This is a genomic window from Paenibacillus sp. JNUCC 34 (assembly GCF_058269055.1).
On record NZ_CM177770.1, the window covers coordinates 325594 to 351833 of the forward strand.

General features: G+C 49.2%; 21 protein-coding genes. 14 read left to right on the forward strand and 7 right to left on the reverse strand.

What is annotated here, in order from left to right; translation table 11 throughout:
• Positions 1-22 precede the first annotated feature (22 nt).
• The 6 genes from AC2TF5_RS01470 (at position 23) to AC2TF5_RS01495 (ending at position 8774) form a co-directional block, all read left to right on the forward strand.
• The gene (locus AC2TF5_RS01470) at positions 23-1426 is read left to right on the forward strand and encodes a cytochrome ubiquinol oxidase subunit I (protein ID WP_491300528.1); all 1404 of its coding nucleotides are present in this window, start codon (positions 23-25) and stop codon (positions 1424-1426) included.
• Positions 1416-2429 (forward strand): cytochrome d ubiquinol oxidase subunit II, encoded by a 1014-nt coding sequence (cydB, locus tag AC2TF5_RS01475; RefSeq protein WP_491300530.1) that lies wholly within the window; start codon positions 1416-1418, stop codon positions 2427-2429. The genes AC2TF5_RS01470 and cydB overlap by 11 nt, the downstream gene beginning before the upstream one ends.
• Complete coding sequence (gene cydD / locus AC2TF5_RS01480) at positions 2429-4180, forward strand: thiol reductant ABC exporter subunit CydD (protein ID WP_491300531.1); 1752 nt, start codon at positions 2429-2431, stop codon at positions 4178-4180. Before cydB ends, cydD begins: the two co-directional genes overlap by 1 nt.
• A complete protein-coding gene (cydC, locus tag AC2TF5_RS01485) occupies positions 4177-5946 on the forward strand; it encodes a thiol reductant ABC exporter subunit CydC (protein ID WP_491300532.1) in 1770 nt (589 codons plus the stop codon). Before cydD ends, cydC begins: the two co-directional genes overlap by 4 nt.
• Positions 5947-6169: 223 nt before the next feature.
• Positions 6170-7558 carry a class II fumarate hydratase gene (gene fumC, locus AC2TF5_RS01490; protein WP_491300533.1) on the forward strand — a complete coding sequence of 463 codons (1389 nt, stop codon included), beginning with the start codon at positions 6170-6172 and terminating at the stop codon, positions 7556-7558.
• A gap of 157 nt (positions 7559-7715) precedes the next feature.
• Positions 7716-8774: a hypothetical protein gene (locus AC2TF5_RS01495; protein WP_491300534.1), complete on the forward strand. Its 1059-nt coding sequence runs from the start codon at positions 7716-7718 to the stop codon at positions 8772-8774.
• 71 nt (positions 8775-8845) lie between these two features.
• On the opposite strand, the gene AC2TF5_RS01500 is transcribed toward AC2TF5_RS01495, so the two are convergent.
• Together AC2TF5_RS01500 and AC2TF5_RS01505 are read right to left on the reverse strand one after the other, a co-directional pair.
• The gene (locus tag AC2TF5_RS01500; RefSeq protein WP_491302776.1) at positions 8846-10120 is read right to left on the reverse strand and encodes a hemolysin family protein; all 1275 of its coding nucleotides are present in this window, start codon (positions 10118-10120) and stop codon (positions 8846-8848) included.
• 122 nt (positions 10121-10242) lie between these two features.
• Positions 10243-10560, reverse strand: a complete 318-nt coding sequence (locus tag AC2TF5_RS01505) for a hypothetical protein (RefSeq protein ID WP_491300535.1) — start codon at positions 10558-10560, stop codon at positions 10243-10245.
• Positions 10561-10821: 261 nt separating this feature from the next.
• On the opposite strand from AC2TF5_RS01505, the gene AC2TF5_RS01510 reads away from it, so the two are divergent.
• The gene (locus tag AC2TF5_RS01510; RefSeq protein ID WP_491300536.1) at positions 10822-11700 is read left to right on the forward strand and encodes a GNAT family N-acetyltransferase; all 879 of its coding nucleotides are present in this window, start codon (positions 10822-10824) and stop codon (positions 11698-11700) included.
• A 93-nt stretch (positions 11701-11793) separates the two neighbouring features.
• On the opposite strand, the gene AC2TF5_RS01515 is transcribed toward AC2TF5_RS01510, so the two are convergent.
• The 3 genes from AC2TF5_RS01515 to AC2TF5_RS01525 all read right to left on the reverse strand — a co-directional run bounded on the left by AC2TF5_RS01515 (position 11794) and on the right by AC2TF5_RS01525 (position 14938).
• Positions 11794-13659 carry an LTA synthase family protein gene (locus tag AC2TF5_RS01515; RefSeq protein ID WP_491300537.1) on the reverse strand — a complete coding sequence of 622 codons (1866 nt, stop codon included), beginning with the start codon at positions 13657-13659 and terminating at the stop codon, positions 11794-11796.
• A gap of 221 nt (positions 13660-13880) precedes the next feature.
• Positions 13881-14570, reverse strand: coding sequence for a CidB/LrgB family autolysis modulator (locus AC2TF5_RS01520; protein ID WP_491300538.1), 690 nt, complete (start codon positions 14568-14570; stop codon positions 13881-13883).
• On the reverse strand, positions 14567-14938 hold the full coding sequence (locus tag AC2TF5_RS01525) for a CidA/LrgA family protein (RefSeq protein WP_491300539.1): 372 nt from the start codon (positions 14936-14938) through the stop codon (positions 14567-14569). The genes AC2TF5_RS01520 and AC2TF5_RS01525 overlap by 4 nt, the downstream gene beginning before the upstream one ends.
• Before the next feature lie 128 nt (positions 14939-15066).
• Between AC2TF5_RS01525 and cidR the strand changes: the two genes are divergently transcribed.
• From cidR to AC2TF5_RS01560, 7 genes are all read left to right on the forward strand, one after another.
• On the forward strand, positions 15067-15954 hold the full coding sequence (gene cidR, locus AC2TF5_RS01530) for a cidABC operon transcriptional activator CidR (protein WP_491300540.1): 888 nt from the start codon (positions 15067-15069) through the stop codon (positions 15952-15954).
• Positions 15955-16172: 218 nt separating this feature from the next.
• Positions 16173-17774 carry a catalase gene (locus tag AC2TF5_RS01535; RefSeq protein WP_491302777.1) on the forward strand — a complete coding sequence of 534 codons (1602 nt, stop codon included), beginning with the start codon at positions 16173-16175 and terminating at the stop codon, positions 17772-17774.
• 149 nt (positions 17775-17923) lie between these two features.
• Complete coding sequence (locus tag AC2TF5_RS01540) at positions 17924-18964, forward strand: oxidoreductase (RefSeq protein WP_491300541.1); 1041 nt, start codon at positions 17924-17926, stop codon at positions 18962-18964.
• A gap of 109 nt (positions 18965-19073) precedes the next feature.
• Complete coding sequence (pdaA, locus tag AC2TF5_RS01545; RefSeq protein WP_491300542.1) at positions 19074-19868, forward strand: delta-lactam-biosynthetic de-N-acetylase; 795 nt, start codon at positions 19074-19076, stop codon at positions 19866-19868.
• 140 nt (positions 19869-20008) lie between these two features.
• Entirely contained in the window at positions 20009-22297 is a 2289-nt protein-coding gene (locus AC2TF5_RS01550) for an ATP-dependent DNA helicase (protein ID WP_491300543.1), read from the forward strand.
• Positions 22298-22755: 458 nt separating this feature from the next.
• Entirely contained in the window at positions 22756-23850 is a 1095-nt protein-coding gene (gene rsgA, locus AC2TF5_RS01555) for a ribosome small subunit-dependent GTPase A (RefSeq protein ID WP_491302778.1), read from the forward strand.
• A gap of 56 nt (positions 23851-23906) precedes the next feature.
• The gene (locus AC2TF5_RS01560) at positions 23907-24479 is read left to right on the forward strand and encodes a MarR family winged helix-turn-helix transcriptional regulator (protein ID WP_491300544.1); all 573 of its coding nucleotides are present in this window, start codon (positions 23907-23909) and stop codon (positions 24477-24479) included.
• A gap of 221 nt (positions 24480-24700) precedes the next feature.
• Here AC2TF5_RS01560 and ccmA read toward each other — a convergent pair whose 3' ends face one another.
• Both ccmA and AC2TF5_RS01570 read right to left on the reverse strand, forming a co-directional pair.
• On the reverse strand, positions 24701-25420 hold the full coding sequence (gene ccmA, locus AC2TF5_RS01565) for a heme ABC exporter ATP-binding protein CcmA (RefSeq protein WP_491300545.1): 720 nt from the start codon (positions 25418-25420) through the stop codon (positions 24701-24703).
• Positions 25413-26234, reverse strand: coding sequence for an ABC transporter permease (locus tag AC2TF5_RS01570; protein WP_491300546.1), 822 nt, complete (start codon positions 26232-26234; stop codon positions 25413-25415). The genes ccmA and AC2TF5_RS01570 overlap by 8 nt, the downstream gene beginning before the upstream one ends.
• Positions 26235-26240: the final 6 nt, after the last annotated feature.

The following is a 26240-nucleotide window of genomic DNA, read 5'->3' on the forward strand; positions in this document are numbered from 1 at the left end:
AACCAAAAGGAAGGGGTATTTTATGGATCCGGTTATGCTCGCACGTATCCAGTTCGCTTCGACAACCATTTTTCATTTCATCTTTGTTCCGCTGTCCATCGGCTTGGCATTTCTGATTGCCATTATGCAGACGATGTATGTCGTCAAGGGCAACGAAGTATACAAGAAGATGGCAAAATTCTGGGGTAAATTGTTTCTCATTAACTTTGCTGTAGGGGTCGTTACCGGTATTTTGCAGGAATTCCAGTTCGGTATGAACTGGTCGGATTACTCCCGATTTGTCGGGGATGTGTTCGGAGCGCCGCTTGCGATTGAAGCGCTGCTCGCATTTTTCCTGGAGTCCACGTTTATCGGACTGTGGATTTTCGGATGGGACCGCTTGTCCAAGAAGGTTCACCTTCTTTGTATTTGGCTCGTGTCCTTCGGTACAGCAATGTCGGCTTTCTGGATTTTGGCCGCTAACTCGTTCATGCAGCGTCCTGTCGGATTTGAGATGAACAATGGACGCGCCGAAATGAATGATTTTTTCGCTCTGATCACGAATGGTCAGCTGTTGGTTGAGTTCCCGCATACGGTATTCGGGGCATTGGCCACAGGCGCATTTCTCGTTACGGGGATCAGCGCATACAAGCTGATGAAGAAGAAGGATATCGATTTCTTTAAAAAATCGTTTAACATTGCTATCATTATCGCTCTGATCTCCTCCGTGCTCGTTGCTCTCTTCGGTCACCAGCAAGCACAATATCTGGTGGATACACAGCCTATGAAAATGGCTGCAGCCGAGAGTCTGTGGGAAACGAGTGATGATCCGGCTCCATGGACGGTTTTTGCCGGGATTGATCCGGATAATCAGAAAAATACGATGGAATTGAAAATCCCTTACCTACTCAGCTTCTTGTCTTATAGTAAGTTTTCCGGTGAAGTTATCGGAATGAAAGAACTGCAGGCACAGTATGAGGAGCAATATGGGCCTGGTGACTACATTCCTCCAGTCCGGACTACATTCTGGAGTTTCCGTATCATGGTGGCTGCAGGCTCTATTATGATTTTGCTCGGTTTGTACGGCACATGGTTGACAATGCGCAAGAAGGTAGAACAGGCTGGGAAATGGTTCCTGAGAGTATTGCTGTTCAGCATTTCATTGCCGTTTATCGCCAATACGGCGGGATGGATTATGACAGAAATCGGGCGTCAGCCTTGGACTGTATTTGGATTGATTCAGACGAAGGACAGCATCTCGCCAAACGTAGGCGCAGGTTCCATTCTGTTCTCACTCATTGCATTCAGTACGATTTATGCTGTGCTGGCTGCGGTAATGGCTTATCTGTTCGTTAAAGTTATCAAGAAAGGGCCATATGCGGTGGAGGAAGACGATCACAACGCAGCTGACCCGTTCAATAAGGGGGGAATCGGCAATGTCTCTTAGTGAGCTGTGGTTTGTACTGGTTGCCGTTCTGTTTATCGGGTTCTTCTTCCTGGAAGGCTTCGACTTTGGTGTAGGTATGTCAACACAATTCTTGGCTAAAAATGATACTCAGCGCCGGGTGCTTATCAACTCTATTGGCCCGTTCTGGGATGCAAATGAGGTGTGGCTGATTACGGCAGGCGGAGCGATGTTCGCGGCCTTCCCGAACTGGTACGCCACGCTGTTCAGCGGATTTTACCTTCCGTTCGTCGTTCTCCTGCTAGCCTTGATCGCCCGTGGGGTCGCATTTGAATTCCGTGGCAAGGTCGGGGATGCACGCTGGAAAAAGGTTTGGGATGGTGCCATCTTCACAGGAAGCATCCTCCCTCCATTCCTCTTCGGTGTAGTGTTCGCCTGCCTAATCCAGGGATTGCCGATTGACGAATCGATGCAGCTTCACGCTGGATTCTTTGATGTAGTCAATCTGTATACGGTTGTAGGCGGAATCACGGTAGTTATGCTATGCTTGCTGCATGGACTCATGTTTACGACACTCCGCACCATAGGAGATTTGCAGGAGCGTGCCCGGGTTATGGCCCGGCGCCTGTTGTTCCCGGTTGCAGCGCTGCTTGCGCTATTCGGAATTATGACGTATTTCATGACGGACGTGTTCAAAGTTCGGGGCGGCATATTGTCAGCCGTACTGGTGCTTGGTGTTATTGCATTCCTGGCAGCCGGTTATTTTATGAAAACCAAGAAAGACGGCTGGGCTTTCGGTATGACCGGGGCGGTCATCATCCTGTCGGTTATGTCCGTGTTCATCGGATTGTTCCCGCGTGTCATGATCAGCTCGATTAACAGTGCGTTTGATCTGACGATCCAAAACGCCGCCTCAGGGCAATACTCCCTTAAGGTGATGACGATTGTGGCGGTTACACTGCTGCCGTTCGTATTAGGTTATCAAATTTGGAGCTACTACGTTTTCCATAAACGGGTACATGAGAAGGAGCATTTAGAGTACTGATGGGTAAAGATCTGCTGGGATACAAAGGAGTCAAGACGGTATTTCTCGTCGTCGCCGTATGTACCCTGGCACAAAGCATGGCCATCATATTGCAGGCAAAATGGTTGGCGGAGGTTATCTCCGCCCTGTTTGCCGGATCCTCTCTGCAGGAACAGTACAGTAAAATGGTATTGTTCCTGCTTGCTTTTCTGGCACGTCACGCCATTGGGCTGCTGCAGCAGGGCATAGCGCAGCGGTTTGCCGAGGAGACGGGCACGGACCTGAGAAAGCAGCTGATGGATAAGCTGTTCCATATGGGCCCGAGATTTGTCCGGTCCGAGGGAACAGGCAATGTGGTCACGCTTGTGCTGGAGGGCATCGCCAAATTCCGCAAATATGCGGAGCTAACCATACCGCGCATGATGGGAGTGGCTTTTACTCCTGCGCTGGTATGGTTGTATGTGTTTTATATTGATCGTATTTCGGCTGTGATCTTGCTCGTAACGATGCCGATTCTGATCATATTTCTAATTTTGGTTGGCTTGGCGGCACGGAAGCAGACGGAGCGCCAGCTGCATACGTACCGGATGCTGTCCAACCATTTCGTGGATTCCCTTCGCGGTCTGGAAACACTGAAGTTTCTGGGGCAGAGCAGAAGGCATAGTGAGAGCATCGGAGAGGTAAGCGAGAGCTACCGCAAGGCAACGATGCGCACGCTTCGTGTCGCGTTTCTATCATCCTTTGCACTCGATTTCTTCACCATGCTGTCCGTCGCCGTTGTGGCGGTCAACTTGGGCTTGCGCCTGATCAACGGCGGTCTGGAGCTGTTGCCGGCTCTGACGATTCTTATTCTGGCACCGGAATATTTCCTGCCGGTACGTATGGTGGGAGCGGATTTCCACGCTACCCTGGACGGCAAGCAGGCAGGTGAGGCCATCCAGGAGATGATCAAGGATGAGCCGAAGAACAGCCCGGTGAATGAGCTGACAAGTGAAGACAGCAATACACCAGGGCCTGTGCTGGATTGGAAGGACAATAGCGTATTGGAGCTGTCTGGTATCAGCATGCGGCATGATGAGAGTGGTCCTGCATCTTTGGAGGATGTAAGCTTCCGCTTGAAAGGCAGAGGCCGGATTGGCATCGTAGGTGAAAGCGGTGCAGGTAAATCCACACTGATCGACATTCTGGGGGGATTCCTTGCACCAACCAGCGGCGAAGTTATGTTGGATGGTGTGAAGCTGCAGAATACAGCTTCGGAGGCATGGAGAAAGAACGTGACTTACATTCCGCAGCATCCGTATCTGTTCGGCACCTCACTTGCCGATAATGTCAGATTTTACGCTCCCGACGCTTCATGGACTGAGGTGGAGCGAGCGGTGGAGGCGGCAGGGCTGACCGGTGTGGCAGCATCTCTGCCGAACGGCTTGGACGAATTGATTGGCGGCGGAGGTCGGAGCTTAAGCGGAGGACAGGCGCAGCGGGTCGCGATGGCGAGAGCATTTTTGAGCCAGCGTCCTGTCCTGCTGCTGGATGAGCCGACAGCTCATCTTGATATCGAGACCGAATATGAGTTGAAAGAGACGCTAGTATCCCTTTTTCAAGATAAATGGGTGTTTCTTGCAACACATCGCCTGCACTGGATGACGGAAATGGATTACATTCTGGTGATGGATCAGGGACGACTAGCTGAGACGGGTACGCATGAACAGTTAATGGCGCGTAAAGGTGTATATTACGGCCTCATCACATTGCAAATGGAGGGAGTGCTTTGAAGCAGGAACAGTGGTTTCGTCCGTATGTCACAGCCTATTTCTGGCGTTTTCTGCTCATTGTGATCCTGGGTGTGCTGACTATACTGTCCGCGTCGATGCTCATGTTTACCTCGGGCTATCTCATCTCGAAGTCGGCGCTTCGGCCTGAGAACATTCTGATGGTGTATGTGCCGGTTGTCGGTGTGCGCACCTTCGGGATCAGCCGAGCCGTTATGCACTATGTGGAGCGATTGGTAGGGCATGATACCATTCTCCGCATCTTATCCAAAATGCGTGTCCGGCTGTATCAGCTGCTGGAACCGCAGGCGCTTCGTTTTTCCTCACGCTTTAAGACGGGCGATCTGCTAGGCGTGCTTGCCGACGATATTGAATATCTGCAAGATGTGTATATTCGCACGGTATTCCCTGCTATTGTGGCTTTGGTGCTGTATGGCGGTGCAATCATCGCTATCGGCACATTTGATCCGTGGTTTGCACTTTTGATGGCGGCGTATGTGTTCCTGCTGGTGTTCGTACTGCCGATCGTATCACTACTGCTTACCAAGCGTAAGAACCGGGAGATTAAGAATGAGCGTGCCGCTCTGTACCAAAAGCTGACTGACGCGGTGCTCGGTATGGGCGAGTGGTTCATTAGCGGCCGTCAGAAAGATTTCCTTACAGGATATGAACAAGACGAAGCCAGTGTTGACCGTACAGACCGATCATTGAAGCGATGGGGACGATTTCGCGGCTTTATCAGCCAGTGCGTGGTGGCGGCAACCGTACTATCCATGGTGTATTGGTCGGGACAACAATATGCGGATGGTCATATAGATGTAACGCTAATTGCAGCATTTGTGCTCGTTGTATTTCCGCTTATGGATGCTTTCCTCCCAATCTCGGAAGCGGTCGAGCGGATTCCGCAGTATGAGCAGTCCATAAACCGGCTGAATGGGATCAAGGAAGAAGTGCCTGATCACCTGCAAGGCGCAGGAAGTCAAGCCGGTATGACAAGGAATGAAGCAGCGGCTATCGCCCTTAACGGTGTTCACGTAAAGGTTGAGGATGTCTTCTTTGACTACGGAGAGCAGCGGTCCGGTGATCAGCCTACGGTAAGCGGACTTTCATTGGATATTCCACAAGGAGCGAAGGTAGCTGTGATCGGACGCTCCGGAGCCGGAAAATCGACGCTGCTGAATCTGATTCAAGGGGCGCTCTCTCCAGTAGAGGGGCGCGTCACGATGAATGGTACCGATGCTTACCGGTTTGGTGATGGTATGGCTTCCGTAGTGTCCGTACTGAACCAAAGTCCGCATCTGTTCGATACGACACTGGCGAATAATCTCCGGCTTGGCCGGATGAATGCGTCTGATGAAGACCTTCAGGATGCGGTTCGGAGAGCCCGGTTGAGTGACCTCGTGGACTCCTTGCCAGAGGGATTTGAGACCCGGATGCAGGAAACCGGGCAGCGCTTCTCCGGCGGAGAACGGCAGCGTGTGGCGCTTGCCCGCATTTTGCTGCAGGACACGCCGGTTGTCATTCTTGACGAACCGACCGTAGGTCTCGATCCGAAGACGGAGCGCGAGCTGCTGTCCACCATGTTCGCAAGCCTGAAGGGCAAGTCGCTAATCTGGGTGACACATCACCTGGTTGGTGTGGAGCAGATGGATGAAATTGTGTTTATGGAAGAGGGCTGCGTCGTCATGCGTGGCACACATGCTGAATTGATGGAGCGTTATCCGCGCTATCGCCACTTGTATGAACTGGACCGTCCAGTTCAACTGTAAACAAGTACATTGGTTTGACGGCGGAAGAATGAGGGCTGGGATGGTCAGAGGAAACTCTGGTTGTTCCCAGCTCTTTTTTGTTTTAATCCCATGCCCATTGGTGTTTCGGTACGTATTAGACTCATTTCGCGTCCAACATTTTCCTTTCGCCTGCTAATTATGCGATAATAAGACAATATGGAATATAAAGGGTTTTAGATACATGCAGAGGAGGACAATGAAAATGGATTACCGTATTGAAAAAGATACCCTGGGCGAGATCAAGGTGCCTGCGGATAAGCTGTGGGCAGCTCAAACCGAGCGCAGCTTCGAAAATTTCCGAATCGGTACGGAACGGATGCCGATGGAGATTATCCGGGCCTTCGCCATTCTGAAGAAGAGTGCAGCTATTGCCAATGCCAAGCTTGGTAAGCTGGACCCGGATAAAGCGGATGTCATTGCAGCAGCGGCGGATGAGATTATGGCCGGGGAGCGGGATGAACATTTTCCGCTTGTCGTCTGGCAGACGGGCAGCGGCACCCAGTCCAACATGAATGTGAATGAAGTGATCGCAAGCCGTGGCAACCAGCTTTTGCAGGAAAAGGGCATAGCACAATCCATCCATCCGAATGATGATGTCAATAAATCACAAAGTTCAAATGACACCTTTCCAACAGCTATGCATATGGCCGCGCTAATTGCAGTGGAGGAACAGGTTCTTCCCGCTTTGCAGCGGCTGAAGCATACGTTAGCGGTGAAGAGTGATGAATATAAGGATTTGATCAAAATCGGCCGCACCCACCTGCAGGATGCAACACCACTGACGCTGGGACAGGAAATCAGCGGCTGGCACCGGATGCTGGAGAAATGTGAGCTTATGATTGCTATGGCAATGGAGCCGCTACGGGAGCTGGCGATTGGAGGTACAGCTGTCGGGACCGGGATTATTGCCCATCCGAAATTCGGCGAAATGACAGCAGCGGAGATCAGTGCGGAAACCGGCAAAAGCTTTTCTACCGCCAGCAACAAGTTCCATGCGCTGACAAGCCACGATGAGCTGGTGTTTGCCCATGGGGCGTTGAAGGCATTAGCCGCCGATCTGATGAAGATTGCGAACGATGTACGCTGGCTGGCGAGTGGTCCCCGCTCAGGCATAGGTGAATTGACCATTCCGGCGAACGAACCGGGAAGCTCCATTATGCCGGGTAAAGTAAACCCGACACAGAGCGAAGCGCTGACGATGGTCGTCTGCCAGGTAATGGGCAATGATGCGGCCATCGGCTTTGCGGCAAGCCAGGGCAATTTTGAGCTGAACGTGTTCAAGCCGGTAATCATCTATAACTTCTTGCAGTCGGTACGCCTGCTGGGCGATGCGATGGATTCGTTCGACCGGAACTGTGCCGCAGGGATTGAGGCCAATCTGGACGTGATCCGCAGCAACATGGAGCGTTCGCTCATGCTTGTTACGGCACTGAACCCTCACATCGGTTACGAGAATGCAGCTGCCATCGCTAAGAAGGCACATAAGGAAGGTACGACGCTTCGGGAGGCGGCACTTCAGAGCGGATTGCTCTCCGGCGAGGATTTTGACCGGATTGTCCGTCCTGAAGAAATGATCCAGCCGAAGGAGTAGTCAGGACTCGTTATATCGGAACGGTAATTTTAACAGCAATGGTCACATCGAGAACCCATTTCACTACGGTGTAAATGGGTTCTTTGTTTGCTTGAGGAGCACTGGTATAATAAGGTTTGGAAATCTGCTAAATTGCTAATAAGGGAAGGATGTAAAATTGAAAAAACATCAATGGGTTGCTACGCTGCTCTCTCTGATCTGTACCGGTCTCGGTATGTTCTATATCGGTACGCCGGGTATGATTGTGGGCGGTATAATTCTCATGGCACTGCAAGGAGCCTCACTTTTCATTTTTTTCATGACGTTGGGATTTTTAGGGCTTATCGTGGCTCCGGTGGCACTGGGAGTGCATATTGTTGGACTCATTATAACTGTGGTCTACTTCAATTACAGAACACCCAAGGATCCGTCTAAAGCTCAGAAGAGGCAGCGGCAGTTCTCCTCTCCATGGAAAATTAGGGTGCGGACGGTGATCGGTTTAGCTCTTTTTGTAGGGGCTGTTTATGGGGGATACACTACAGGGTCAGCACCTTTCACGAAGAGTGGTGAGGAGAAACGGGCAGTTCAGGAGGCGGCCGAGAGCTATCTGGAGCAGAAATACAATGAATCATTTAAGGTAACGGATGTGAGATACACCTGGGCAACTGGTACTTATTATTTGAGGGCACATCCAGAGCAAAATCCTGAGCTGGTATTCCGGCTAGAGAGCAATGACGACAATCCTCCAGAAATATCGAATGAGAATTATTTGAATGAGTTATGGGCGCTTCAGCTCAAGGAAAACCTGACACCACTGGTTGATGAGCTATATCCAAAGACTGCATTCCTAAGTACATGGGTGAACGTCGGTCATAACAACACAGTTGAAAGAAATTTTAATAATCTAACCATTGAGAACGGAGCGGAGGTCGTCAGTCAGCACGTCAGCCTGACTGTATTTGCGGATCTTACTGCAGATAACCTTTCAACAGAACAGGAACGTGTAATGGATCTGATACGGCGAATGCCGGAAGTGATGGTGGAAGGTGAGACGGGGATTCAGATTGATTACTATTCTTCTGATCTTAATACCCCTGGCAACGTAAAGAAGATCAACAAAGGTACCTTTGATGGTGATTTTAATGCTGGCAGACAGACTCATATCTTGAGGCTCGATAATATTTCAGAAATTACTTCTGTTACTGATATTGAGATCAGAGAGCTTGGCAAGGATTAGGTTTGAGAAAAAACGATGCCCTGCAGAGAAAACTTCCTCTACAGGGCATCGTCATGTCTACTAGGTCATGCTTATCTTTCAATCTCTTCAGCAACAGCAGCTTCGGCTTCCTGCTGTTCCGCTGTTTCTTTGAGAATTTGCAGCTTGGTATACCGGTGTGTTTTCTTCTCGAGAACCGTAAAGATCAAGTCACGGTAGGTCCAGCTGTCACCTTTGACGAGCTCGGAGTTATGACCGTACAGCCATCCGCCGATCGTATCGAGTTCATCTGTGTCCAGATCGCAGTGCAGCAGATCATTCACACGATTGATGGATACCTTTCCGTCTACGATAAGACGGTTCGGTTCTGGTTGAACCAGATCGCGTTCTTCGTCATCATCGAATTCATCGCGGATCTCTCCGACGATTTCCTCCAAAATGTCCTCAATCGTAATCATACCGGAGGTACCGCCATATTCATCAATCAAGACGGCCATATGCGTCCCTTCCTGCTGCATTTTCTTTAGCAGTTTCTTGATCGGAATGGCTTCCGATACAGTCATGGCCGGGTGAATAAGCTTGGAAAGATCGATATTGGAATTGTCATCGAACTCCAGGAAGAACTGCTTCGTGTTCACCATGCCGACGACCTGATCCTTATCCCCGCGAACAACGGGGAATCGGGTATACTGTTCTCTTTTAATAATCTGCAGGTTAGCTGCGAGAGGTTTATCTACATAAAGGCACACCATATCGGTACGGGGTACCATAATTTCTTTAGCCAACAAATCATCAAAGGCAAAGATGTTGCTAACATAGCCATATTCACTTTGGTTGATCTTGCCGCTCTCATAGCTTTCGCTAAGGATCATCCGCAGTTCCTCTTCCGAGTGGGCTTCCTCATGCTCACTGGCTGGATGAAGGCCAAAAATACGGATAATGCCGTTCGCAGAGCCATTTAAGAGCCAGATGAACGGATACATGATCCGGTAAAACCATATGATAGGTTTGGCTGTCATGAGTGTGACTTGCTCGGCTTTTTGGATAGCCCATGTTTTAGGAGCAAGCTCACCAATAACGACGTGAATATATGTCATAAAGATAAACGCAAACAAGAATGACATGGCTCCTGAGAGCTCGACAGGCAGTCCGAGTGCGTCAAATAACGGGTGGAATATGGCCTCAAACGTGCTTTCGCCCAAATAACCTAGGCCGAGAGCTGTAATGGTAATACCGAGCTGACAGGCAGATAAATATCCGTCAAGATTGGAAATCACTTTTTTTGCAGCCAGAGAGTTTTTGCGTCCCTCAAGCACGAGTTGGTCGATTCGGCTGGTACGAATTTTTACAATGGCAAATTCCGTCATAACGAAAAACGCTGTAAAAGCAATAAGAAGTGCTACTAAAAATAAATTGAAGCCTATACTACTACCATCCAATCAAAACACATCCTTTTCTTTTCTGGTCCGAATTTGTTTTCAATAGCTTACTACAAAGCAAGATGCAAATATGCATTACCATCAACATAATTCGACCTGAATTTTAAAGGTTCAAGCAGCATGTGCTTTAAAATCAGAAAAATATGAGCAGTCTGTAGACTGAATTCGGTCAAACGGGTGGATATCAGATACATTTGGCGCGGTGCAGCAGACAGAATCCGTTCCGGTACGGGACCGGTAGGTACGGGAGCCGATGCAACGCGATTGCTCTTAGCTGGTGCCAATTCCTGTGATGGAACAGCGGATTTGGATTTATCCTCTCCACTTATGGGAGTAGATGAAGCCAAAACACTTAAACCAAGTGCCAAATACACGAATCTGCTTATCCTTCGTATGGGGTCCAATTCGTATGTCTCACTCCTATTAACTTAATGGGCGTTACCTTGTATTAAACTTAAACATTGTCGTTTGATTATATTATTCGTAATATATTTATAAAGAGAAAAAACATACTGAAAAAAAAGGTATATGTTATCTATAATAAGAAAAAGTAAGTGCACATGTCAAATAGCGCCATACGGAGGGCTTCTAATCAGCCATTTTGGCATGAGGACGAAAAGGAGATTACGATGAACATTCATTTCAAACGAGCAAGTGAAATTCCCGTAGAAAAACTATTGGATATTTGGAACGCGTCTTTTGAGGATTATCTGGTTGATATGAGTATGGGATTGAATCTGTTTATTAAACGCGCGGCATTTGAAGAGTTGGACCTCGAGGGTTCCGTTGTTATGTATGTAGATGAAGAGCCCGCTGGATTAACGATGAACGGTTACCGGAAGTATGGGGAAGAGTGGAAAGTGTGGAATGGGGGCACCGGTATCGTTAAATCCCGGCGAGGCCAGGGGTTGGGGCGGCATTTGATCGAAGCAAGCCTGAATACATACAGAACACGTGGTGTGAACACAGCTTTGCTAGAGGCTTTTGTACAAAATGAGCCGGCTGTACGCCTCTATAAATCATGCGGCTACGAAGAATTTGAAAGACTTCGTTTCATGTCTTGTGCGGAAGATTTGGAAGCCTCCATATTCGGCAGTGATGATCAAGGATTTCGCTATAAGACAGGAGTTCCTGTGGAAGTCGGTGCTTTGAATTTCTATGATCATAGCGGCCCGTGGCAGACGCATTGGCAGAGTCTTAAGGGAGGGCAATCCTTGATTCTGTCGAATGGGCAGACCCCACTCGGATATGCTCTTTACCGTAATGACTTTGATGAGGCCGGTAAACATGTGTCGGTAGTTGTAACGAATACTGGTGTTCATCCGGATTTGGAAAATCCAGAAGACGTCTTGAAGGCGCTGCTTCGTTATGTGATGAAGCCGGAAGAGCAGGGGCTGAAGCGCCAGGCTAACCATGTGCGTTCGACCCGGCCACTTCTCGGTAACATTTTGGATCAGGCCGGATTTACAACTGGCTTTGAGCTGCTTCATATGAAGCAGGGTATGTAAGTCCAAGCCGTACATCATCCTATTGCACAGGGTGACAAAAAACAAGGGGCGTCTCTACAGGTCATCAAGACCTTGGAGATGCCCCTTACTCTTTTATTTACTGCTGTGTTCTGGTAATCGCCGCAAGTAGCTATCCGATAGATGAAGCAGCTTGAGCGCTCGGTCAAACTCATCTTTGGAAGCTTTTGTTGCCTCCTGCGAGGTGTGCGGCAGCGGGTGGAGAGTGCCGTCCTCAAAAGTGTTGCCTGGAATAAACAAGGTTGTATTATTAATGAACGTCCCTGATGGCAGATAATAACGTTCAGGCAGCAGGTTGTAATCCTTTTGGTTCAATAGATCCTGGCCAAAGTGCAGCTGATCATCTAGTGATATGCCAGTCAGGTTGGCGATCGTTGGTAAAATGTCCACCTGGCCTCCGATGGGTTCCATAACTTCAGGCTCAATGTATCCTTCGCCATGGATCATGAGCGGAATGTTGATCATGTCAGCAGACACATAATCACGGCCGTATATTTCTTTCATAAGCTCTTTATCTTTATTGTCCAATGAATAAATTGGCAGACCTAAATGGTCTCCGTATACGATGACGAGACTGTTGTCCCAGATGCCGTCTTTTTTGAGCTGCTCGATAAACTGGCCCAGTGCGTAGTCCGCGTAGTTCTGAGAGCGGATATAATCGCCTACAAAGGTCCCTTCATATCGCTCCGGCAGCGTCATCTTATACTTGGATTCCGGAATCGTAAACGGATGATGGGCGGTCATAGAAATAACCTGGGCATAAAAGGGATTGCCCGACTCGCTCATCTTTTTCAGCTGTTCCGCAGTTTTTGTATATAACACCTCATCGGAGGAGCCGAAAAATATTTTATCGGGCTCACCGAAGAAATCTTTATCGTAATATTGATCAAATCCAAGTGCCTTATACATCTCACCGCGGTTCCAGAACTCTACAACATTCGTATGGAATGTAGCGGACTGATAGCCGTCCTTCTTCAGCATCTTAGGCAAGCTCGGCAGCTGTTTGTCCGTATAGTGCTGCGCGGCTGCTCCGCGCGGCGGGATATAAAAGGACGTATTTACAACAAATTCAGCATCGGACGTATTGCCTTGACCGACGTTTTGAAAGAAATTCGGGAAATAAATGCTTTCATTGGCCAGCTTGTTCATAACCGGTGTAACTTCCTGACCGTCCAGCTTCAAATTCACTAAAAATTGCTGGAATGATTCCATTTGGATAATGATGACGTTCTTTCCTTCGGCCACTCCCTCATATGCGGGAGTGGATACAGGAGCAATTCCTTTTAGTTTATTGACTTCGTCCTGGTTAATGGACTTGGCGTCTGCCAGCTCCGTATCATCCTGCTGGAAGATGGTGTAGGCCTCATAATTGAGAATTCCCATCTCCTGTGCTTTGACGTTTTCATTCATGCTGGCACGGTTAGGGAGAATTTGGAACAGACAGATGACTAGGGAAATGACGAACATCGTCGACGCAAAGGTGCGTTTCCCTTTTTTCGAATGTTCCTGTTTCCAGGTCTTGATCCGGTCGTTTCTCCAGAAGAGAACGAACAGCACGATAATGTCTGTGAAGATCAGCAGAAAATATGGGTCCATGAGTGAAAATACGCTGTTGGTGACTGCAGTCACCTGATTAACTTGCTCCAGGGCATGATAGGTTACGATGACACCGTAATATTTATAGTACATAATGGCTGCGAAAAAAATTCCGGTAAGAAGTAAGTTTACGGTCATATAAGCAGCCATCTTGCGTTTGGAAGCGAACCATTCGATCAGGCTGAATACTAACCAGATGAAGGGGATCTCGGTAATAAGCGGACGCCAAGGTATCATATCATCAAAGATTACCATCCAAGCCAGGTAGCTTTTAAGCAGCATAATGACGGAGAAAAAAATAAATGGTCTTGTAATTGTTAACCGAAACCGGTTCGATGCAAACACCAATACCGCCTTCCTTTCAAGCCGCAAGGGGGCTAATGGATACAACACAACCTCGCGTTTTCTTATAATTTTTGTAAAAGGATGAACAAAATTATTATGCCTCCTATTGAACAGGGTTGTCAAAGAGATAGGGCACACGTTCACGATTATATCTAAAAAAATATAGATTAGACAAAAAAAACCGGCTTGAAAAGCCGGTGGAGGAAACCCGTTAATTATAGTTAAAACAGAAAAGACATTAAGATCGGTGCAGCACCGAGTGTGAACAGCGCAGCGAGTATCATGGAGATGCTTGAAATGGTCCCTGAAAGGGAACTGAACTCGAACGCTTTGGAGGTACCTGTACCGTGAGCGCTTGTTCCAAACAATATCCCGCGGGCGATATCGCCCTTGATCCTAAACACCTTCATAACGGACGGGCCGACCATGGAGCCGAGGATACCGGTCATAATGACGAATACGGCCGTCATGTTTGGGACACCGCCAATCACTTGGGAAACGTTCATAGCAATCGGGGTAGTAATAGATCTCGGTACGAGACTGGTCGTCAGGGAGCTGCTTAGATGCAGCCATTTGGCAAAAAGGGCTGACGATATGATCGCCATAACCGATCCGGAGACGACACTGACCATGATCTCGGCCGCGTGTTTTTTGAGTGTCTGAAAATTTTTATATAGGGGTACAGCAAAAGCTACCGTTGCCGGCTGCAGTAGATCGCTGAGCCACCCAGCTCCTTCGTTATAAGCTTCATAGGAAACCCCGGTCTGCGTCAAAATGATAATAATGGCGATTGGGGTGATCAGGAGCGGAGATAAATACACTTTTGATTTTCGTTGATACAGCTTTTTAGCAGCCCAGTAAATAATTGCAGTTAGTGGTAGGCCAAACCATGCAAGCCAGGATAATGTCATGGGTTCTTCCGCTCCTTTCGTCTGGATATAAGTGTAGCCATCAGCCCGGAGCTGACCATAACGGTCACCGTGCTAAGTAATACGACAGCGAGTATTTGAATCCCGTCGCTCCTCAGCATCGGGAAATAGTTCATGACACCAACAGCAGCCGGAATAAAGAACAGTAACAGTTCAGCAAGCAGCCAACTGGCTCCAAGCTCAATCCATTCCAGGCGGATAACTTTGGTTTCAAGCAGAATAAATACGAGTGCAATACCTAAAATGCTGCCAGGTATGCTTAGATTAAGCAGTCCGGCCAGTTTATCCATGAGTATAGAGATAAGCATGAAACCGGCCACTTGGAGACTTCCTTTGATGATTTGTTTCACGACCGGTCTCTCCTTTCTTTTCATCGTTAATGAAAATTTTACAACAATAACTTTCATAGGTAAAATGCATATATCGAATCAATGTCATTCCATTTAGTAATACATGACATGTAGAGGAGGCTTTTGTTGTGGACATCCGGCATTTACAGTACTTTTTGGAGGTAGCGCGTCTTCGCAGCTTCACCAAAGCAGCAGAGATGTTGTACATAACCCAGCCGACGATCAGCAAGACGATCAAAAATATGGAAGATGAGTGGGGGGTTACCCTCTTTCATCGGCAGGGCAAGGGGATCGAGCTTACCGATGCGGGCCGGATTATGTATCAGCAGGCACAGCAGATGGTTGAGGCCTTCCAGCGGGTTTCGGACGAGCTTGAGGATCTGATGAATTTGAAGCGGGGACATTTAAGGATCGGGCTGCCGCCAATGATCGGTTCCAGCTTTTTTCCAGAAGTGATCGGGCAGTTTCATCATAAGTACCCACAGATTACGATCCAGCTCATTGAAGATGGAGCCAAGAAAGTGGAAGCGGACGTGGAGAGCGGGCAGACCGACATTGGCGTTGCCGTGCTGCCGGTAAACGAGGAAGTGTTTCACTATTATTCGTTCGTTCAGGAGAATTTACGGCTTCTGCTCCATCCGTCTCACCGGCTTGCAGGACGTGATTCGGTTTCCCTTGAGGAGCTGGCGGATGAACCCTTTGTATTGTTTCGGGAGGACTTTACACTGCATGACCGGATTATCCGGGAGTGCATTGGGGCCGGGTTTGAGCCGCGTGTCGTATACGAAAGCTCACAGTGGGATTTGATCAGCGGGATGGTTGCGGCCAACCTGGGCATTGCGTTGTTACCGGAGACGATATGCAGGGAGATCGATGCTTCGCGTGTCACGATCCTTTCACTAGATAACCCAGTACCGTGGCAGCTTGGCATGGTGTGGCGCAAGGATCGGTACTTGTCATTTGCCGCCAGAGAATGGATTTCATTTACCCGCTCCCTGCTTGGGGAGAAAGGGTAGGAGGAAAGCTTAACAAGCCTTCTCGCCTTCAATAGGCGGGGAGGCTTCTTTTGTTAAAATGAGCATGAAAAACTGTAGTTGATGAGAATATCCAGACGTTCATACATTTTGATACGGTGGATATAATATCCATAGTAAAGGACGTGGCGACGCGATTTATTTTGCAAAAGGAGATGAATACAGTGACAGATCAGGATTATGAAGGAGGCGGTCGGCAGATGGATCAGGAGCGGGAGAACTTTTCCCGGAATGCCGGGGAAACGGAGCAGGAGGATACACTGACAGATCGTCAAGGTCATCCGATTCATGATAACCAAAATGTGAGAACGGTCGGTAACCGTGGCCCTATGACACTGGAGAACTACCATTTTCTTGAGAAAATCACTCACTTCGACCGGGAGCGTATCCCGGAGCGTGTCGTTCATGCCAGAGGTGCAGGCGCGCATGGCTATTTCGAGGCATATGGCAAAGCGGGTGATGAACCGGTATCCAAATATACCCGGGCAAAATTGTTCCAAACGCCGGGTAAGCGTACCCCGGTGTTCGTTCGCTTTTCAACCGTGGTTCACGGCTCGGGTTCTCCGGAGACGCTTCGCGATCCCCGCGGCTTTGCTGTTAAGTTCTACACGGAGGAAGGTAACTGGGATTTGGTGGGTAACAATCTGAAAATCTTTTTTATCCGCGATCCGTTGAAGTTCCCGGATATGGTGCATGCATTCAAGCCGGATCCGGTGTCGAACGTTCCCGGACCGGTCGGCATGTTCGACTTCGTCTCCCGATCTCCGGAAGCGACACATATGATTACATTTCTGTTCTCCCCTTGGGGGATTCCAGCGAACTACCGTCAAATGCAGGGCTCCGGTGTGAATACATATAAGTGGGTGAATGCGGAAGGTACGGGAGTTCTGGTGAAGTATCACTGGGAGCCAATTAAGCAGGGCATCAAAAACCTGACCCAGAAGGAAGCCAATGAAATTCAGGGAATGAACGATAGTCATGCGACACAGGACCTGTACGAGGCGATTGAACGCGGTGATTATCCGGAATGGGAATTGTGTGTTCAAATTATGAGTGATGACGACCACCCGGAGCTGGAGTTTGATCCGCTGGATCCGACAAAGCTGTGGCCTGCCGATCAGTTCCCTTTTCTTAAAGTAGGAAAAATGGTGCTCGATCGTAATCCAGAAAACTATTACAACGAGGTGGAACAGGCCGCCTTCGGTACGGGGGTGTTGGTGGACGGACTGGACTTCTCGGACGATAAGCTGCTTCAGGGCCGAACGTTCTCCTATTCCGATACCCAGCGTCATCGGGTAGGGACGAATTATTTGCAACTGCCGATCAATGCTCCGAAAAAAAGGGTGGCGACGAACCAACGAGGCGGTCAAATGCAATATTTTGTAGATAAAGCACCGGGTCAAAGCCCACATGTGGATTACGAGCCGTCCATGACGGACGGTCTGAAGGAAGCGCAGCAGACAGCGAAGCCGCATCAGCCGAACTATCATGCCAATCTCGTTCGCGAGAAGATTGACCGTCCGCTCGATTTTAAGCAGGCTGGAGATACGTATCGGGCATTCGAGAACTGGGAACGGGATGAACTGATCAGTAACCTGGTCGCTGCATTGATCCAGTGTGATACCCGCATTCAGGAGGGAATGGTGGAATACTTCACGAATGCGGATGAAGAATACGGAAGACGGGTAAGTGAAGGTCTTGATCAAGCTAAGAAGGATCGCGGCAGTGACGCTGGCGAGAGCATACGGGATGAAGCGGTGCAGGATGCCGAGAGAAAAAGTCACGGTGCTGATCCGTACTAAACAACAAAAGATGAACGCCGCTCGCAGATACGATGGTCGGGCGGCGTTTTTTCTTTGCTGAGAGCGAAGTTGAAGTGCTAATATATATATTCTAAGAAGCCTATTGACAGTAAAGTATATTACATAAATAAGAAAGTGGTGGTCGAAAGATGACAATACAAGTGGGTATTATTGGTTATGGATTATCCGGCTCTACTTTTCACGCTCCTCTTCTTACGAGTATACCGGACTATCAAATCCGGAGCGTCGTATCCTCCAATCCAGATAAAGTGAAGAATGATCTTCCCCGCACCAAGGTAGTTAGTCATGTGGATGAGTTGCTGCAGGATGAAGAAATTGCAGTTGTGGTGGTAGCCAGCCCGAATGCGACCCATTTTGAATACGCTCAAAAGGCAATCGAAGCCGGAAAGCATGTGGTTGTGGAGAAACCATTCACAGTCACTTCAGAGGAAGCGGACACCCTGATCCGTCTTGCACGGGAAAAAGGAGTTCTGCTGACGGTGTACCATAATCGCCGCTGGGATAATGATTTTCTCACGGTGCGCAACTTGCTGGAAACCGGAGCCTTGGGTAATCTTTCCGTGTATCAAGTGCATCACAACAGATACCGTCCGCTGGTTCAGCAGCGGTGGAAAGAACAGCAAGGGCCTGGAGCAGGAGAGTTGTACAATTTGGGCTCTCATCTGATCGACCAAGCTTTATTCCTGTTCGGTAAGCCGAAGACCGTATGGGCTGATATACGTGCTGAACGCGAGGGATCGGAAGTCACAGACTATTTTCATCTTGTATTCGGATATGAGAAGTACCGTGTCATTTTGCATTCAGGCTCTCTCGTACGGCAGGCAGGACCGCGGTTTGAGCTGCATGGGGACAAGGGCAGTTTCCTGAAGTATGGACAGGATCCGCAGGAAGCGCAGCTGAAGCAGGGAATGCACCCTGGTGATAGTGGGTGGGGAGAAGACCAGCCAGATCAGTACGGTGAGCTGGCAACGGAACTCAGTGGATTAGCTGTTCAAGGTGAAATCGAGACTCTGCCAGGAAGATATCAGGCATTCTATCAGGGACTTGCTGAAGCGATTTTGGAAGGATCTGAGGTGCCAGTGAAGCCCGAGGATGCACGTGACACGATTTCCATGATCGAGTATGCCATAGAGAGCCATCGCAAGGGCTCCATAGTCACTGTATCCTGATCGGGCACATAAGTTTCCCCTGTTCGTGGGATAGTATGCAGTAATAGCCCTGTCATGACAAGTGACGGTGGGCGACTGACTATACCATGGAGAAGGAGAGTACAAAAGCATGAATAAACGTTGCGTTTTTCGAGTGACGTCTATAATTACGCTATGTTGTGCACTACTGTTGACGTTTTCGCTCTCGGCTTTCGCATCGGGCAGCGGGCCTTTCCATTTCGGCTTTAAGCGAAGTGTGAACGGTAAGCTTCCGTCTATTGATCAGGAGGGCTTTAAAGAGCTTCTTAAGAAGCATGGCGCTGTCTTTATGGGAGATTCCAGCAAGAAAGAATTGTACATGACGTTTGATAACGGGTATGAAAATGGATTTACCGCGGGAATTCTGGATACGTTGAAAGCCAAAAAGGTACCCGCAACCTTTTTTGTAACCGGCCATTATGTTAAGACGCAGACAGAACTTCTGAAACGAATGACAGCGGAGGGACATATTATCGGTAACCATTCCTGGAGCCATCCGGACGTGTCCACGATTTCACCGGAAAAGCTGACGGAGGAGCTCAATCGGGTGAAGACCGAGGTTGCCACGGTGACTGGGCAAAAAGAGATGAAATACCTCCGGACGCCGCGCGGAATTTTTAACGAGCGCTCTCTGGCCGTGAGCAAGGAGCTGGGTTATACAAATGTGTTCTGGTCGCTCGCTTACAAAGATTGGGACGTAAACGCCCAGCGCGGCTCCCAGTATGCTTATGAGAAAGTGACAGGGCAGCTCCACCCTGGTGCCGTTATGCTGCTCCATTCCATCTCCCGCGACAATGCGGAGGCGCTCGGCCGTATTATTGATGAAGCCCGGAAACAGGGCTACGAGTTTAAAAGCCTGGACGATATGGAGATAAAAGCGCCGTAACAGCAAGTATAAGTAGCGGGCACATTTCATGGTGAACAAACATGCCATGAAATGTGCCCGTTTTATTTGCATTTTGCACCTCAGGAACGGATGTTTGGTATAATACGGACCAGAAGATTGTGTTCAAAAGGAGACCGCATATGCCTCATACCATTCAAATATCCGTAAGGCCGCTGGTAGAGTATGTCTTTCGCAGCGGAAGCATTACTTCCGGCTTTCGGACGGCGACAACGCTGACCGAGGGAACGAGGGCACATCAGCAGATCCAGCGTGAATACGGAGAACAGGATCAGAAAGAGGTCCATCTGGAAGCCGAAATTCCTTACGAGGATCTGATATTTGCTGTAGAAGGGCGCTGTGATGGCCTTATTGTGGGAGAGGGACCGGTCATGATTGACGAGATCAAGTCCACCTCCGGTAACCTTGATGACATCGGAGAGGATTCTTATCCGGTTCACTGGGCTCAGGCAAAAATGTATGCTTACATGTATGCCAAGCAGCAAGGTGACGAGGAAATGGCCGTTCAGCTGACGTATTTTCAAATACCGGCCGGGAATATAAAAAGGTTCAAGCGTACTTTCGGCATTGAAGAGCTGGAGCGTTTTGCGCTGGAGGTAGTGGAGGCTTATGCACCTTACGCTACCCTTCTGCGTGAGCATGCCGAGCGGAGGAACGCGAGTATACGTGATCTCGCGTTTCCATTTCCCGCTTACCGGACAGGCCAGCGCAAGCTGATGGGCGCCGTATATAAGAGCATCGGTGAAGGCCGGCGTTTGTTCGCCAAGGCTCCGACCGGTATCGGCAAGACGATTTCCACACTATTCCCATCTATTAAGGCAATGGGGGAAGGAACCGTACAGCGGATCTTTTATCTCACCGCCAAAACGATTACCCGGACGGCAGCAGAGGAAGCTGTAGCGCTCATGCAGTCCGGGGGACTGCATATGCACACTGTGACACTAACGGCGAAAGACAAGATTTGCTTTGGCACGGAGGAAGGATGTGGACAAGAATCCTGTGTTTTTTCCGAGGGCTATTATGACCGCATCAACGGGGCAATACTTGACCTATTGCAGCACGAGACATCGATTACGCGTCCGGTCATTGAGGCTTACGCACGCAAGCACCAGGTCTGTCCATTCGAATTCTCGCTGGATGCCGCTTATGCAGCAGACGCCGTCATCTGTGACTATAATTACGTGTTTGACCCGCGCGTTTCGTTCAAACGGATGCCAGAGGAGGTTAAGAAGCGGAGCGTACTTCTGGTGGATGAAGCTCACAATTTGGTGGACCGGGCGCGTGGGATGTTCTCGGCAGAACTCAGAAAATCTATGTTTCTGGACATTCAGCGAACCTTTAAGGAGATTAATCCGGGACTTTATCAAGCGGCTAAGACGGTAAACAACCGCTTTATTGTGTTCCGCAAGGTCAGCAACGAAGAAGAACGTATTGTGGGATCGCATCAGCCAGAGATGATGGATGAGCTGTTGGAGGACTTTGTCCTGCATGCCGAAGCCGAGCTGATGACCGGAAAAGGCGGGGAAGAGGTGGAGCAGCTGTTGGAGTGTTATTTTGCCGCCCAGTCTTATTTACGAATCTCCAAGTTATATGACGATCGGTTTGTAACTTATGCAGAAATGGACGGCAATGAGGTGTTCCTCAAGCTGTTCTGCCTTGACCCCTCATTTTTGCTTCAACAGGCCGGGAAGAACTACCGCAGCACGGTGCTATTCTCAGCAACCTTAACCCCGCTAATGTATTACAGGGATATGCTCGGAGCAGAGGAAGAGGACTACAGTCTCTCCATTCCGTCACCGTTCTCTCATGAACAGCTTGATGTCCGGCTGATGCCTATTTCTACCCGCTACAAAGATAGGGATCGCAATAAGGACGCTATCGTCAATATGCTGGATAAGCTGGTGAAGGAGAAACCGGTCAATACGCTGGTATTTCTGCCTTCGTATCCGTACATGCAGGCTGTGTATGATGGCTTTACGGTGTTAAACCCAGGGGCGCGGACGCTGCTCCAGGGTCACGCGATGCGGGAGGATGAGCGGGAATCTTTCCTGGACTCCTTTCAAGCAGATGCTGAAGTGCCGTTGATCGGCTTCGCTGTGATGGGCGGTATTTTCTCGGAGGGGATTGACCTGAAGGGGGATCGGCTGGCTAGCGTCGTTGTTGTTGGCGTCGGTCTGCCACAGCTGTCCTTCGAGAATGATATTATCAAGGAGTATTTCGACCGTAATGAGAAAAACGGCTACGACTATGCTTATGTGTATCCCGGCATGAACAAGGTATTGCAGGCCGGGGGTAGGCTGATCCGCTCCGAACAGGACCGGGGAACGCTCGTATTGGTTGACGACCGTTTTCAGAATCGTCAGTACCATGCTCTTCTGCCGGAGGAGTGGCGGTATTACAGAAGGATATAATATTTGTTTCTAAGTGGTAAATGTTGACACATGAGGATACGGGATCTATAATACGGATATACTTTTGAGAAAAGGAGGCTGATGTTAATGAAAAACTCGATGAAGCGTATGCACACGTTGACGTTGGTCTCTACGGACGGGGAAAGATAGTCGTTTAATTCGTGCCTTGCGATGGTGAATGCATGAATTCTGATGACGGGCCGCAGGAGACCTTACACGGTTTCTTGCGGTTTTTTCATTTCTAAGGGGGGTCCTCTTTAACATTCGTGTTTCGTGTGAGTGATGAAGTGGGCTGCTGCCTGATGGAAAGTAAACCGCAGAACAATTCTGCGGTTTTTTTATTTCTCGAAGAAACGCCGCAGCCCTTAAAAAAGGACACTGAGGGCGTTTCTTCTTGCGTTTAACTATACCAATTGGATAAAGGGGTTATCGGCTTGAATCGTGAAAAAGTAGAATTAATGAAGTATGGATGGAATCAACATTGGCAATCACTTATGGACAATATGCAAGACCCTAATAAGCCGCTTGTTCCCGGCCGGGTTACAGCTCAATACTCTAAGCAGTATCGTATTATAACGGAGACAGGAGAGAAAACTGCCACAGTTACAGGGAAATATGAATACGAAGCATTAAGCCGTAGTGATTTCCCTGCCGTTGGGGACTGGATACTCGTAGAACCTCTACAGGGAGAGCCGAGAGCGGTCATTCACAAGCTTCTTCCCCGGGCCACGGCCATGACTCGTAAAGAAGCCGGGAGTGTGCCAGATGAACAAGTTATTGCCGCAAATACGGACACCGTATTTATTGTCAGCGCGCTGAATCAGGATTTTAACGTTCGAAAAATTGAACGCTATCTAATCGCGGTATGGGAAAGCGGATCACAGCCTGTGGTGCTGTTAACAAAGGCAGACCTGTGCGATGATCCCGATGAATATGTATCACAGGTTGTTTCTTCAGCGCCGGGCGTACCTGTACACGCGGTAAGCTCCGTGCTGGATCAGGGGAAAGAAAATATTTTACCGTACCTCATACCTGGACATACGGTTGCGATTACCGGTTCCTCCGGCGCGGGTAAATCCACACTGCTCAACTGGCTTTCCGGCGAGGAGATCCAGCGTGTTCAAAGTATTCGGGAAGAGGATGCCAGAGGCAGGCATACTACGACGCATCGGGAGCTTTTCCTCTTGCCAGGGGGAGCCATTATGGTGGACACACCGGGGATGCGGGAGCTTCAGCTGTGGGACTCGGCAGGTGGCTGGGGGGAGGCGTTTTCGGACATTGAAGAGCTTGCCGGACAGTGCCGTTTCCATGACTGTCGCCATGAATCGGAAGCCGGCTGTGCCGTCCAGCAAGCGCTGGGTGATGGAACGCTGGACCCGGGGCGCTTTACCAATTATAAGAAAACGGAAAAAGAGCTTGCATATCTCGCGAAGAAAGAGAACAGCGCTTCGAAGCGACAGAAAGAGCATGGGCGGCCCCATTCTTCTAAATCCCGGCGGGATAGAAGAGCAGGCGTATACTCTTTCTCGAATGACGGTTATGATTATGATTGATCGTTAAGTTATCTTAACAGGCAGATTATCCATTTATGTCGAAAGAGAGGTGCGTCATGTCAGAGAAAGATAAACGGCAAGCTTGCGGCTTCGCCTGCGAAGGGGATTCCAACCAAGAGGAGGAAGCTTTCGGCAGTGACGCAGCAGGAAGGCTTATGCGTAGCTTCAGTCTGTTCCGCAAGAAGAATTGGGACCAAATATCGATTTCTGGATATACATCCGGTGAGATCAAGGTTCTGATGACGTTGAAATATAAGGAAAAGTCTGATGCGGGGCAAGGTTTCGAGGCACGGTCTGAGGGTGGGCAGGGCCTCAAAGTGTCCGAGATCAGCAATTACATGCGGGTAACTTCACCGACGATCACCCAATTTATCAACGGATTAGAGGGAAAGGGTCTCGTAGAGCGTGTCATGGATGAGAAGGACAGACGCGCGGTCCGTGTCAAACTGACGGGTGAAGGAGAGGAAATCGTCCGTCAGGCGCATGAGGCGTTCAAGGTGAACTTTAGAGGCCTGGTCGCACATATGGGAGAAGAGGATAGCGATGAGCTAGCCCGACTGTTAACGAAGGTATACCAATATATGAGTGAGACTGAAATCAAGTTGAACTCGTCAGAGACGAAGAAATAGAGGGGCATGCGAAATGATATGTTCCATTGCCCCGCCAGTTATCTGGCGTCTAAATCGGCTATATTCGGATCTGTACAACAGCCAGTTCAGCGGTACACAAGAAGCGGGCTAACCTAACACGAAAAAAAACCACCGTAGGGTGGTTTTTTTGTTTCACCATTTTGCAAAATTCGATGCCAGTGTTTCATGGAACATATATTGATGAAGAAGTTCGTTTGAAATCAATATGTGACCAGATCTGAGAAAGCTCCATATAAGCCGCCGGCATTCCGGTATTTCTGCTTCAGCTGGTCTGCACTTCCGGAATACCGGATCTGGCCGGCATCTAGAAAGATGACCTGATCAGCCGTCTGTTCTGCAACATTTAACTGGTGGGTGGAGAACACGATGGTCTGTCCTTCCTTCGCGCTTTGTCGTACAAGAGCAGAGAAGGACTCCATCCAGTACGGGTCTAGCCCGTTGGTGGGCTCATCCAGAATGAGCAAAGGGGGCTTGGCCAGCATGGCCTGCGCAAACAGCAGCCGTTGACGCATTCCTTTGGAGTAGGCCGACACTTTCTTATGCCGAACCTCCTCAAGTCCGGTCTTCTGAAGCAGTTCCGTGACCCGCTCTTTGGGTGCTCTTCTTAACGAGGCGTAGAATTGCATTGTCTCCTGAGCAGTTAGGGCATCCCCAAACTGAAAATCATCCGGCATATAACCGATGCTGTCCGCATAGGTTTTCCGGTCTTTAGCCCACTGCAACCCGTTAACCCGGATGGTTCCTGTAGTGGGCTTGACGATGCCGGTTATCATTCGAAGAACGGTACTTTTCCCGGCACCGTTACCTCCGCATAGGGCGAGCACATCGCCGGGCTCAAGTGAGAAGCTGATAGGATGGACAATGGTCTGTTTCTTGATTGTTTTGGTCACCTCTTCGAGCTGAAGCACCTTGTCAGACATGTCTTCTCCCCCTCTCAAGCATAAATATAGCGGCCGAGAACATAACGGCTATCCACATAATACACACGAACAAAAAAGTGACGGTTCCCTCAGGCTGATACATCCATTTAACCCATTTATAATATTCCGGCCCAAGGACTGAACCGCCGCCCAGCTTTATGACTAGAAAGAGCCGAGAAATCTCTGCTGGGTTTAAGAACTCCAGCAGAAGGAGCAGCGGTTTGATCAGCGTGTATGGAACTAGGCCAAGCACGGCAATGAGCAGGGTTGGCCAGCCCAGGACGAAGAAGAACCAGATAGCGACACTGTAGGTTAACGCTTGCCAGCGGTTTTTGCATAGGGTCCCAATAAACATAGCCACGCCGAGAAACAGAAGGACAAGCATCACAGAGAACATGAGAAACAGCATAAACGATTTCCATGTATAGGAATGGGTAAACAGCGAGCTGACGATCCCAGATAAGCCGAATCCAATAAATATGATGATGAGCAGAACATACGTCATTCCCATGAACTTGCCCATCAAATAGACAGATGAGCTCAGGGGATACGTCGACAGCAGCTGCCAACCGCCTTCTTCTTTTTCCGCCGTAACAGAGAAGGAACCGAGCAGCAGCGTCATGAGTGGAAGCAGGTAAAGAATCAGGTTGATCATCGCGCCGGTCGTTCCGGAATAATCTACGGTTCCCTGCTGGGACTGTATGGCCAGGAGTGCCAGACTGAACAGGGCGAACAGGACCATGAAGGAATAAGACCAGGGGTTGCGAAAGCCAAGCTTTATTTCCCGGAGGGCGATTACTCTTATGGAGTGCATATAGGC

Excerpts from the sequence above, each read along its gene's own strand:
- AC2TF5_RS01470 (WP_491300528.1), top strand. The coding sequence starts at position 23 with ATGGATCCGGTTATGCTCGCACGTATCCAGTTCGCTTCGACAACCATT.
- cydB (WP_491300530.1), top strand. The coding sequence starts at position 1,416 with ATGTCTCTTAGTGAGCTGTGGTTTGTACTGGTTGCCGTTCTGTTTATC.
- cydD (WP_491300531.1), top strand. The coding sequence starts at position 2,429 with ATGGGTAAAGATCTGCTGGGATACAAAGGAGTCAAGACGGTATTTCTC.
- fumC (WP_491300533.1), top strand. The coding sequence starts at position 6,170 with ATGGATTACCGTATTGAAAAAGATACCCTGGGCGAGATCAAGGTGCCT.
- AC2TF5_RS01500 (WP_491302776.1), bottom strand. The coding sequence starts at position 10,120 with ATGACGGAATTTGCCATTGTAAAAATTCGTACCAGCCGAATCGACCAA.
- AC2TF5_RS01510 (WP_491300536.1), top strand. The coding sequence starts at position 10,822 with ATGAACATTCATTTCAAACGAGCAAGTGAAATTCCCGTAGAAAAACTA.
- AC2TF5_RS01520 (WP_491300538.1), bottom strand. The coding sequence starts at position 14,570 with ATGACATTATCCTGGCTTGCATGGTTTGGCCTACCACTAACTGCAATT.
- AC2TF5_RS01535 (WP_491302777.1), top strand. The coding sequence starts at position 16,173 with ATGGATCAGGAGCGGGAGAACTTTTCCCGGAATGCCGGGGAAACGGAG.
- AC2TF5_RS01540 (WP_491300541.1), top strand. The coding sequence starts at position 17,924 with ATGACAATACAAGTGGGTATTATTGGTTATGGATTATCCGGCTCTACT.
- pdaA (WP_491300542.1), top strand. The coding sequence starts at position 19,074 with ATGAATAAACGTTGCGTTTTTCGAGTGACGTCTATAATTACGCTATGT.
- AC2TF5_RS01550 (WP_491300543.1), top strand. The coding sequence starts at position 20,009 with ATGCCTCATACCATTCAAATATCCGTAAGGCCGCTGGTAGAGTATGTC.
- rsgA (WP_491302778.1), top strand. The coding sequence starts at position 22,756 with ATGAAGTATGGATGGAATCAACATTGGCAATCACTTATGGACAATATG.
- AC2TF5_RS01560 (WP_491300544.1), top strand. The coding sequence starts at position 23,907 with ATGTCAGAGAAAGATAAACGGCAAGCTTGCGGCTTCGCCTGCGAAGGG.
- ccmA (WP_491300545.1), bottom strand. The coding sequence starts at position 25,420 with ATGTCTGACAAGGTGCTTCAGCTCGAAGAGGTGACCAAAACAATCAAG.
- AC2TF5_RS01570 (WP_491300546.1), bottom strand. The coding sequence starts at position 26,234 with ATGCACTCCATAAGAGTAATCGCCCTCCGGGAAATAAAGCTTGGCTTT.